This window comes from Microvirga puerhi, from assembly GCF_020089865.1.
GTDB classification, from domain to species: Bacteria; Pseudomonadota; Alphaproteobacteria; order Rhizobiales; family Beijerinckiaceae; genus Microvirga; species Microvirga puerhi.
Genome location: NZ_JAIRBM010000003.1, coordinates 260179 through 271074, shown reverse-complemented (window position 1 = coordinate 271074; position 10896 = coordinate 260179). Strand labels below are relative to the sequence as shown.

The following is a 10896-nucleotide window of genomic DNA, read 5'->3' as shown; positions in this document are numbered from 1 at the left end:
GGGCTTCCTCAGCCTTTCGCGTCCATTGCGTGGAGCTTGTCGACGCGACGCCGGAAGTCCTCATCCGTAGAAAATGTTGCCGAAAGATAGGACGAAATGAGATCCTGCGCGAGCCATGGCCCCACGATCTGGGCACCGATGCACATGACATTGACATCATCATGCTCCACCGACTGGTGAGCTGAATGAATGTCGTGGCACACGGCCGCCCGGATGCCCTTCATCTTGTTGGCCGCGATGGAGGCACCAACCCCGGTTCCGCAGACCATGATGCCCCGTTCGACCTCGCCCGAGGTTACCTTGCGCGCGACCTCGCGGGCAATATCGGGAAAGTCCACGGGCTTGTCATCGAAAGAGCCTACGTCGATGATCTCGTGTCCCAGGGAGCGGACATGGTCGATGACGGTCTTCTTGAGGGCCCAGCCGGCATGATCCGAACCAATGGCGAGACGCATTTATTATTCCTTTGCTTGAGGAGTAGTGGTTGAGCGGTGCCCTCATGGGGCACCGCTCGGGTCATATGCGGTCAACCGCGCATTTCGGCCGGCAATTCGCTGCCGTGAAATTTCTTGTAGATCTCGTTCAGCTTGCCATTCTTCAGGTTCGTCGCGATCCACTCGTTCAGCTTCTCGACGAGCTGGGGCTCTCCTTTGCGCACGCCAATAGCTAGATCGAAATTCTGGATCAGAACCTTCGGTTCGAAGGGCCGTGCAGGATTCTTGACGCCGATCTGGTTGATAATCGTATCGGAGGTCGCGACACAATCGGCTTGGCCCGAAACGGCTGCTGTCACCATGGTGGCATCGTCGTCATAGCGTGCAATTTGCAGATTGCGATCCTTCATCTTCGACAATTCCGTATCCTGGGTGGTTCCCCGGGATACCGCGATCGTCTTCCCCTTCAGATCGTCCCAGCCCTTGACATCGACGGACTTGAGGCAGCCGACGGAAGACTTCAAGGCAGCATAGGCCTTCGTAAAGTCGATCACCTTTGCGCGCTCCGGCGTCACTGAAAGGGTCGAAACGATGATGTCGGCCTTGCCGGTCTGAACGTTGGGAATGCGGGTTGCACCCGTGGTCTGGACGAATTCGAGCTCAAGGCCCCAATCCTTCGCCAGAAGCTGAGCAGTTTCCACGTCGGAACCGGTCGGCTTCATGTTCGAGTCGATCATACCCGACGGTGGGATAGCAAGGTCCGTCGCAATACGGATCTTCTTCGCGCTCGTGATGTCGGACAACAGATCCGCCTTCGCAGCCGTGGCACCTAATGCGGCCATGCAGACCGTTGTGAGGGCAGCGGCGAGGATTGAGCGTTTCACCATATGGTCGTCTCCCTATATTCTGCGTGCTTATTGGCACTGTTAGAGCCCAGTTCCGACGAACTGGGCGAGTTCGGATGTCGCCGGCGAGGTGAGGATGCTTGCCGGGCCGGCCTCACGGACTTTCCCGCGATGCATGAACACCACCTGGTTGGCGATCCCCTTGGCAAATCCCATCTCGTGCGTGACCATCACCATGGTCATGCCATCCGCAGCAAGCGTCTCGATGACCTTCAGCACCTCGCCCGTGAGTTCGGGATCAAGGGCGGAGGTCACCTCGTCAAACAGCATGACCTTTGGCTGCATGGCGAGGGAGCGGGCAATTGCCGCTCGCTGCTGCTGGCCGCCGGAGAGCTGTTCGGGATAGGAGTTGAGCTTATCCTCAAGCCCGACCTGCGCGAGAACTTGCCGAGCCTTCCGCTTGGCTTCGGCCTTGCTGATGCGCTTCACCGCGCATGGCGCAAGGGTGATGTTCTCTTCGATGGTCAGATGAGGAAACAGATTATAGCTCTGAAAGACGATGCCAACGTCCTGACGGAGCCTCCGCAGATCGAGCTTCGGATCGCTCACACGGTGCCCGCAGACGACAATCTCGCCGCTATCGATGGTCTCGAATCGATCGATGCAGCGGAGAGCGGTGCTCTTTCCGGATCCACTGCGACCGATAATGACCAGGACTTCTCCGCGTGCGACTTCGAAATCCACGCCGTCCAGGACCTTCAACGCGCCGAAGCTTTTTTCGACGCTCCGGAAGGATACGACAGAAGCATTGGTCTGCATGAGCGATACCTCTCGCATGTCAGGCGGCTTCGAGTTCGAGACGGCCCGGGCCACCATGCCTTTCGAGCCGACGGCTGAGCCGCGACAGCGGATAGCAAAGAGCGAAGTACACGACCGCGATGATGGAATAGACGAGGAAGGGTTCGAACAGAGAATTGTTGATGATCTGCCCGGACCGCGCGAGTTCGACAAAGCCGACGACGGAGGCGAGAGACGTGTTCTTGATGATCTGAACCATGAAGCCGACGGTGGGAGGTGTCGCGATCCGGATGGCTTGCGGCAGGATAACCTTCGCCATCCGTTGCGTCCGGCTCAGGGCAAGTCCCTCCGCCGCCTCCCATTGAGGCCGTGGAACGGATTCGATGCATCCGCGCCAGATTTCCCCGAGATAGGCCGCAACATAGATCGTCAGCGAGGCGCTCGCGGCAGCAAGCGGGGAGATCGGAATGCCGATCGCTGGAAGGCCGAAGTAACTGAGGAACATGATGACGAGGAGCGGCGTCCCCTGGATGAGCTGGACGTATCCAGCGCTCATGATCCGCACGATGGCATTGGGCGAGATACGGCAGAGGGCGATTATGAAGCCGACGATGCCGCCGCCAACGAGAGCGATCGCGGACAACCCAACTGTCCAGAGCGCGCCCTGCAAGAGAAACATGAAGTGATTGGCATTCAGCGATCCGCCCATCATGTCCTCCTCACAGGGCCGTGCGCAGACGACGGCGGCGCGGAAAGATCGCCAGACCCAGCAGCCAGAAGCCAAGGCGCATGATCAGGGACAGAAGAATGTACAAGACAGCGACCAGGATATAGGTCTCGAAGGCGCGGTAGGTGTCCGACTGCACGAAGTTGGCGACGGCCGTGAGCTCCTCGGCGGAAATCTGCGATGTCACGGACGAGGCAAGCATCAGCAGAACGAACTGGCTGGTGAGCGCCGGATAGACCTTCTCAATCGCCGGCAGAAGGACAATGTGCCAATAGATCTGCGTGCGTGAGAGCGCGAGTCCTTCAGCCGCCTCGATCTGACCGCGGGGAATAGAATCGAAGCCCGCGCGGATGATTTCCGTGGCGTAGGCTCCGACGTTGATCGTCAGCGCCAGGGCCGCCACCGCGAAGGCGGAGAATTTCAATCCAAGGCTGGCGAGCCCGAAATAGACCAGAAAGATCTGGACGAGCAGCGGCGTATTGCGAATCGCCTCCACATAGATACCGCAAATCCGAACGATCACAGGATTGCGGCTACGCCGGCCGATGGCTCCCAAAATGCCGATCACGGCACCCAGGATGGTTGCGAGCGACGCGAGCTGGAGCGTGAGGATGGCCCCGTCCAGAAACATCGGCCATCGTTCGAGGATGGCACCGAAATCCAGGTTCAGGTTCATGCCGCCCGCTCGTCAGACATTCGTCCGATTGATCATGCGATCGTAGACCCGGAAAAGCGCTTGATTGCCATTCGACCCTTCGCCATGTGCGCGGGCTTCGACATATTGACTCGTTGCGAGAGCGGTTGCCGGCAGAGGTACAGCAAGCGACAGAGCCTGCTCCTGGACAAGACGCAGGTCTTTCAACATCAAGTCGATGCGAAAACCTGCGGACGCGTCACCGGCGATCATAGCTGGCCCGAGCTTATCAAGCATCCAGGAGGAAGCCGAACCACCGAGCAGAACGCCGCGGAGCTGGTCGAGATCGACACCCGATGCTCGGCCCAACGCCAGGGCTTCGCAGATCGCTTGAATGTTGATGGCGCAGACGAGCTGGTTACAGAGCTTCACGGTTTGTCCAGCACCACTCTCGCCCACATGAGCAATGGTCGTCCCCATGGCATGGAAGTACGGCTCTGCACGCGTGAATGCATCGGCGCTGCCGCCAGCCATGATGGAAAGCGCCGCATTCTTCGCTCCGATTGGCCCTCCCGACACGGGAGCATCGATAAAGTCGACGCCAACCGCTTTGAGATCAGCATACATCCGCCGAACGGCAACGGGCGAGATCGTACTCATGTCGACGACCAGCCGACCGGGGGGAGGAGAGGCCAGGATTCCGCTTTCGCCGTAGATAACCTCTTCGACATGCGGTGTGTCCGGAAGCATGGAGATAGCGATGTCGGCGCTCCTTGCCGCATCGGCCGGACTCGCGGCAGCCACGACGCCCTGAGCGACGAGGCTGTCGATCGCTTCCTTTCGGACGTCAAAGGCGGCGACAGGATGTCCAGCCCGGAGCAGATTCAGCGCCATATGATGGCCCATCGTGCCCAGACCGATGAAGGCCACGCTGCCCTTCTTCTGTTCGTTTCGTCCCATAACGTCTTCTCGTTCTTATAATTGATTCAGGATGCGCTGCGCCGCTGCGTGTCACCGATCGCGGCACGTCGGCGAAATTCGTCGCCGATTGCGAAGTGCTCGCGCAGCACACGGTCCGCCCGCTCCGGATCCCGCGCGACAATGGCGTCGAACACCCGCCGGTGATCTTCAACGAGGTAGGATTTCATGGTGTCGAAGGCCAGAAGGAGCTCGCGGCGATCATGATGCGACCGCCTCAAGATTCCGGCGATGGAGTCATAAAGGGCAATCAACATTTCGGACTTCGAAGCCGCAACGACCGTGCGATGAAATTCATAGTCCGCGGCGCTGCCTGCATCCGGATCGTCGATCGTCTCGGCAATGCGCCCGAGCGCTCTCTGGAGCTTTTCGAAATCGGAGATGGTGGCCCGCTCCGCGGCAATCCTGATCGCTTGGCATTCGATGGCGATACGCGCCTGCATGACGTCGTCGATGACATCCGACTGCTGCGCGAGTGCGAAGGTGAAGAATTCGTTGAGGACGGAAAGGTCCGGACGCCGGACGACCGTACCGGCACGGCCTCGGATTTCCACGACCCCCAGCACGGTCAGCGCCCGAAGCGCCTCCCGCAAGATCGGTCGACTGACGCCAAGCTGCGCAGCGAGTTCTCGCTCGGGGATGAGCTGATCACCAGGACGCAAAGCACCTTCGAGCAGCCGCTCGCGCAGAAACGCGAACACCTTCTCAAAGCCCTTGCTCCCGCTCTCCCCAAGCCGCGTGATTTCAAGATCAGCGGTCATTTATCATTCCTTGGTCAGACCAGAATACATACCACGGGACACGGGTCAATTCCCCTACGTCAGATCAACTCTTCTTTTCGGAGATTCCGGCTCGAAACCGCTCGGCGCGTCGGGATCTCCGACACGGATCTTGGAAGACAGGAAGGCATGCTGGATCGACGATTCGGCTGGAGCCGGACGCAGCCCGATTCGGGCCGCAAGCTTCAAGAAACCGCGTTTGTTTTCAGCGTCTTGGAGATCGGAATCCAACGCCCGGCAAATCGTGGAAACAGCAATTTCGACTCGCAGCGCAGCGCGTCGATGGCGGCGGAATCCACAGATCGGCCGGGCGAAATTTATTTTCGGAGGATGGCTTGGGGAAGCGCTACGGCCGAACAAAAAAGAATTCGACCATGCTCCCCCAGTTGGAATTGTCAGCGCAGCAATCAAAAAATTTTGGAGGAGGCGTTGGCCTCCTCCAAATCCTTATCGATACACAGTCTGGTTCGATGATCGCGCATTATGGTTGCGCGATCCGCAACATCATTCACATCCCTGTGAGGCAGAGATATTTGGTTTCGAGGAAACCTTCGATGCCATACTTGGAGCCCTCGCGCCCCAGGCCCGATTGCTTGATGCCGCCGAAGGGCGCGGCCTCATTGGCGAGGAGGCCCGTGTTGACGCCGACCATGCCGCTCTCGAGCGCCTCCGCGACGCGCCACACCCGTCCAAGCTCCTTGGCATAGAAGTACGACGCAAGGCCGAATTCCGTATCGTTGGCCATGGCGATGACCTCCGCCTCGTCGCGGAAGGAAATGATCGGTGCCAAAGGCGCAAAGGTCTCTTCCTTCGCCACTTTCATCGCCTGCGTCACGCCGGTAATCACGGTCGGCTCGAAGAACGTGCTGCCCAGCGACGAGCGTTGACCTCCGAGCACGAGCGTCCCGCCATGGCTCAAGGCGTCGGCGACATGCTCCTCCATCTTGGCGACCGCGCGGTCGTCGATCAGCGGCCCCATGACCACGCCGGCCTCCGTACCACGCCCGAGCTTGAGCTCCTTGACCTTCGCGCTCAACTTTTGCGTAAAGGCCTCGACGACTCCAGCCTGGACGTAGATGCGGTTGGCGCACACGCAGGTCTGGCCGGCATTGCGGAACTTGGAGATCATCGCGCCTTCGACCGCAGCGTCGAGATCCGCATCGTCGAACACGATGAACGGCGCATTGCCGCCGAGTTCCAGGGACAGGCGCTTGATCCCGTCCGCCGCCTCCTTCATGAGCCAGCGCCCGACCTTGGTTGAACCTGTGAAGGTGATCTTGGCCACCTTGGGATTGTGGCAGAACTCCCGTCCGATCGGCTCGGCAGCACCCGTCACGACCGAGAAAGCGCCTTTCGGAACACCAGCTCGCTCGGCCAGTACCGCCAGGGCGAGGGCCGATAGAGGGGTCTGCGCTGCCGGCTTGAGCACCATGGTGCAGCCGGCGGCAAGAGCGGGCCCGACCTTGCGGGTGATCATGCCATTCGGGAAGTTCCAGGGCGTGATGGCCGCGCAGACACCGACCGGCTGCTTGAGCACGACGATCCGCTGATCAGAACGCGCTGAAGGGATCACATCCCCATAGATCCGCTTGGCCTCTTCCGCGAACCACTCGAGATAGGCCGCGTTCGACAGGATCTCGGCCTTGGCCTCCGCCAGCGGCTTACCCTGTTCGCTGGTCAGGATCAGAGCCAAGTCATCGGAATGAGTGACGATGAGATCGTACCACCGCCGGAGCACTGCGGCGCGCTCCTTGGCAGGACGCTTTGCCCAGTCCTTTTGCACCTCGTAGGCCTTGTCGATGGCCGTACGTACCGTCTCCGGTCCGAGATCGGGAACATGAGCCAGCACGGCGCCATCGAACGGATCGCTTACCGGGATCGATCGACCCGACGCAGCCTCGATCCATTCGCCCGCCACATAGGCCCGATCCGTCAACAGAGCCGGATCCTGCAGATCCAAAATGCGGCGCTCCGCAGGAGAATAATGCGCAGTCATCACGTAACTCCGATCTCGAATTTAGGCCGCAAGCGCCTGTCCCAGAATCTCCAATCCTTCATCGACGATCGTTTCCTCGGCTGTCAATGGTACCAGGATGCGGATCGTGTTGGCGTTCGTGCCACATGAGAGAAGGATCAGACCGCCTTCGTAGGCCTGCTGAATGACCCGCTTGGTCGCTGCAGCATCAGGCTCGCGGCCACCGCGATCCTTCACGATGTCGAAGGCGATCATCGCTCCCGGTCCCCGAACGTCGGCAATCGGCAGAAGGTCATTGCGGCTCTGCGCCTGTTTCAACCATGCCTCAAGGCGCTGGCCAATGGCCACGGCGCGCTGAAGCAACCTTTCTTCCTCGAATACATCGAGAACGGCCAGAGCAGCGGCGCAGGCCAGTGGATTGCCCGCATAAGTCCCGCCGAGGCCGCCAGGATCCGCTGCATCCATGATGGGCGCCTTGCCGATCACGCCGGAGAGCGGGAAGCCACCTGCCAGACTCTTCGCCACGCAGATCAGGTCCGGAGACACATCATAGTGCTCCATGGCGAACATCTTGCCAGTACGCCCGAAACCCGTCTGCACTTCGTCCGCAATGAGGACGATGCCGTGCTGATCGCACACCGCTCGAAGAGCATGCATGAGGTCTGCCGGCACCTGATGGAAACCACCCTCGCCCTGCACAGGCTCGATGATGATCGCAGCAATCCGCGAGGGATCGACATCCGCCTTGAAGATGAAGTCGAGGTATTTCAGGGCGTCCTCTGTCGTGACGCCATTGTGCAGCGTCGGGAACGGGACATGCCAAACCTCCGGCAGAGCCGGCCCCAACCCTTTCTTGTAGGGCACGACCTTGCCCGTCAAAGCGGAGGCCAGGATGGTGCGTCCGTGGAAGCTGCCCGTGAAAGCAATCACGCCCGTGCGTCCCGTCGCGGCACGCGCGATCTTGACTGCATTCTCCGTCGCTTCCGCGCCCGTCGTGAAGAAGACCGACTTGAGGGGACCGGGAATAGGCGCTAGAGCATTCAGGCGCTCCGCCAGCTCAATATAGGGCTCGTACATCAGCACCTGGAAGCAGGTATGCGTAAACCGCGCCATCTGCTCCTGCACCGCGGCGATGATCTTTGGGTGGCAATGACCGGTATTCAGGACCGCAATTCCGCCAGCGAAATCGACATAGCGCCGGCCTTCCACGTCCCAGATTTCCGCATTGAGCGCCCGCGATGCCGAAATCGGCGTCGTATGACCAACCCCGCGCACGATGGCGGCATTGCGGCGGGTAAGGAGATCGGCATTCGTCGTCATGGGAACCTCATGTGGCTGCGCTTCACGAGATAATGGCCCCAAGCCTTCTTCAACAATCAGCTTCTTTGGCCCTGATTGCTGCATTCAATGCAGCAATCAGGGAGGCGGTTTGAGAACGTATACCAGCCAGTCGAAAAGCATTTGAATGGACCGGCTGCTCCATGCATCGTGAGGAGCGATCAGATAGTACGATCCGAGATAAACCTCGGAAGGCACGATCTCAACCAGCCGCCCGAGCCTCAGGTCTTCTTCCACGAGGAGGGCATTGGCGATGGCGACGCCCTGCCCGATCTTGGCCGCCTCTATGGCAAGATGGGCATGCCACAGGCGCGGTCCCTGGAGCATGGGAATATCGGCGACACCGGCGCGCCTGAGCCAGATTTCCCATTGCGCCGTCGAATCCTCATGGATCAGCGGAAGCTTCGGCAGGTCGGCAGGCGATTGGATGTCCTGGAACCGGGCAAGTAGGGCCGGGCTGGCGACAGGAAAAACCCGTGGATTCGCCAAGCGCTCTGCCCGGAGGCCATCATTGCTGGGTGGATCGCTCAGATAGACAATTTCCGCATCGGCTTCGTCACGCGAGAAGTCGGGGCGGGACAAGGTGGGTTGCAAGGTGATGTTTCCGCCACCCAGGCGAGCCTCGAGCTCAGGCAGGCGTGGGAGAAGTTTGACCGTTGCCAGTCCGGGAATGCACCAGATGGTCAGATTCTCCCGGCTCTTGGTTTTGGCGACATGCGTCGCCCGCCGCAGCAGATCGAAAGCCCGCTCGATCTGCCTGTGGTACTGCTCGCCCACAGCAGTCAGGACGACACCTCTGCCCCGATGCTCCACCAGCGTCACGCCCAAGTCCGCCTGCAGATTCTGGATATGTCTTGAAACAACGGTCGGGCTGATCGCCAGCTCCTCACCTGCGGCACGGATGCTCCCCGTTCTGCCGACGGCCTCGAAGGCCCGCAGAGCTGTCAAAGAAGGAAGCCGCATGAATCCATTTTCCTAGGGCATCAACCTCGTCATGTAGCTCCTTCTTTATCTTTAAGAATGGTTCGCAGGAAGCTCGCCGCACAGCCCACGAGGGAAAATCCAAGGGCAATGGCGAGAAGCTCGGCAGAAGCTTCTCCCAAGTCCTGCGTCAGCAGGGCCGCCACCAGGGCCGCGCCCAGGGTCTGACCGAGGAGGCGAGCCGCGGACTGGAGCGCGCTCGCCGCGCCCGTGCGATGGAGCGGGCTGCCCGCGACGATCGCCTTGCTGTTGGGCGCCTGGAACAAACCGAAACCGAGCCCGCACACTCCCATGCGCCAGAAAACGTCTGCAACGGCCGGCTGGTGCGGCATGAAAATGAGCAGGGCAAGGCCTAGAGAGAGAAGCGTGAGCCCAAGAGTGCCGAGAAGGCCGGCGGAATATCGATCCGATAAACGACCCGACACGGGAGAAATCAGGGCAAGCGCGAGGGGCCATGCAGTCATTAGAAGGCCGGCTTCCGGCACGGAGAAGCCGATGACAGAATGAAACAGGAAGGGCAAGCCAACGTAACTGAGGCTTTGCACCACATAGCACAGTGTCGATGTCAGCGCCGAGAGGCCTACACTCGGAATCCGAAGAATGTCGATCGGAATGGCGGGATGGGCCTTGCGGCTCTGATCGCGATAAAGCCAGAGGAGAAGTCCGCAAACGACGAGAATTTGAAGGGCTGCATAGAGATGGTTCTCGCTCCGCCGATCCAGGCCATCGGCGGTGATGACGAGAGACCCGATCGCCACCGCACTCAAGATCGAGCCGGACAGATCGAAGCTCTGAATACGGATGGGCGTTCTGGGCAAGGAGAGAACGGCGATGATCAAAGCCGCAATTCCCAATGGCACGTTGATGCCGAACAGCCACGGCCACGGCGCGATCGAAAGAATCGCCGCTGAGAGCGAGGGTCCGGCACTGGCGGAGAGCGCCACGATGAGCGTGTTGTAACCGATGCCGCGTCCGAGCGCATGCTTGGGAAAGATATAGCGGATGAGCGCAATGTTCACGCTCATCAGGGCTGAAGCACCCAGCCCCTGAACGACACGGGCCCCGATGAGAGAGAAGACGGAAGGGGCCAAGGCACAAGCAAGGGATGCGCTCGTGAAGAGCAACATCCCGCCGATGAATACCGCCCGATAGCCGATCCGGTCGCCGAGCGCCGAAAAGGGGAACAGAGAGACGGTAATGACGAGCTGGTAGGAGCTGACCACCCATACGACCAGAGATGGGCTCGCGCCGAGATCGTGCGCCATCAGAGGCAGCGCCAAGTTGATCAGCGTTCCATCCAGAACAGCCATAATGATGGCGATAGCGACCGCCATCATGGCCCAATGACGCTGCGGTGTCGGCAATCCGTCCATCGCTTGAGGTCTTGGCAACACCGACGTTTCAGCT

The 10896-nt window shown here is 60.2% G+C and carries 11 protein-coding genes; all 11 read right to left on the bottom strand.

The annotated features are described in order from the left end of the window. Positions 1-8: 8 nt before the first annotated feature. Entirely contained in the window at positions 9-455 is a 447-nt protein-coding gene (gene rpiB / locus K9B37_RS05660; protein ID WP_224311950.1) for a ribose 5-phosphate isomerase B, read from the bottom strand. 71 nt (positions 456-526) lie between these two features. Continuing rightward, positions 527-1321 carry a transporter substrate-binding domain-containing protein gene (locus tag K9B37_RS05655; RefSeq protein WP_224311948.1) on the bottom strand — a complete coding sequence of 265 codons (795 nt, stop codon included), beginning with the start codon at positions 1319-1321 and terminating at the stop codon, positions 527-529. A 39-nt stretch (positions 1322-1360) separates the two neighbouring features. Further along, positions 1361-2098, bottom strand: coding sequence for an amino acid ABC transporter ATP-binding protein (locus K9B37_RS05650; protein WP_224311946.1), 738 nt, complete (start codon positions 2096-2098; stop codon positions 1361-1363). Positions 2099-2117: 19 nt separating this feature from the next. Beyond that, on the bottom strand, positions 2118-2786 hold the full coding sequence (locus K9B37_RS05645; RefSeq protein ID WP_224312146.1) for an amino acid ABC transporter permease: 669 nt from the start codon (positions 2784-2786) through the stop codon (positions 2118-2120). Between the two features lie 10 nt (positions 2787-2796). Beyond that, on the bottom strand, positions 2797-3480 hold the full coding sequence (locus K9B37_RS05640; RefSeq protein ID WP_224311944.1) for an amino acid ABC transporter permease: 684 nt from the start codon (positions 3478-3480) through the stop codon (positions 2797-2799). A 12-nt stretch (positions 3481-3492) separates the two neighbouring features. Next, the gene (locus K9B37_RS05635) at positions 3493-4398 is read right to left on the bottom strand and encodes an NAD(P)-dependent oxidoreductase (RefSeq protein ID WP_224311942.1); all 906 of its coding nucleotides are present in this window, start codon (positions 4396-4398) and stop codon (positions 3493-3495) included. A 26-nt stretch (positions 4399-4424) separates the two neighbouring features. After that, positions 4425-5177, bottom strand: coding sequence for a FadR/GntR family transcriptional regulator (locus K9B37_RS05630; protein WP_224311941.1), 753 nt, complete (start codon positions 5175-5177; stop codon positions 4425-4427). A 526-nt stretch (positions 5178-5703) separates the two neighbouring features. Then, complete coding sequence (locus tag K9B37_RS05625) at positions 5704-7191, bottom strand: NAD-dependent succinate-semialdehyde dehydrogenase (RefSeq protein ID WP_224311939.1); 1488 nt, start codon at positions 7189-7191, stop codon at positions 5704-5706. 21 nt (positions 7192-7212) lie between these two features. Next, on the bottom strand, positions 7213-8490 hold the full coding sequence (gabT, locus tag K9B37_RS05620) for a 4-aminobutyrate--2-oxoglutarate transaminase (RefSeq protein ID WP_224311938.1): 1278 nt from the start codon (positions 8488-8490) through the stop codon (positions 7213-7215). A gap of 96 nt (positions 8491-8586) precedes the next feature. Continuing rightward, complete coding sequence (locus tag K9B37_RS05615) at positions 8587-9471, bottom strand: LysR substrate-binding domain-containing protein (RefSeq protein ID WP_224311937.1); 885 nt, start codon at positions 9469-9471, stop codon at positions 8587-8589. A 29-nt stretch (positions 9472-9500) separates the two neighbouring features. Further along, a complete protein-coding gene (locus K9B37_RS05610) occupies positions 9501-10862 on the bottom strand; it encodes an MFS transporter (RefSeq protein ID WP_224311936.1) in 1362 nt (453 codons plus the stop codon). Positions 10863-10896 lie beyond the last annotated feature (34 nt).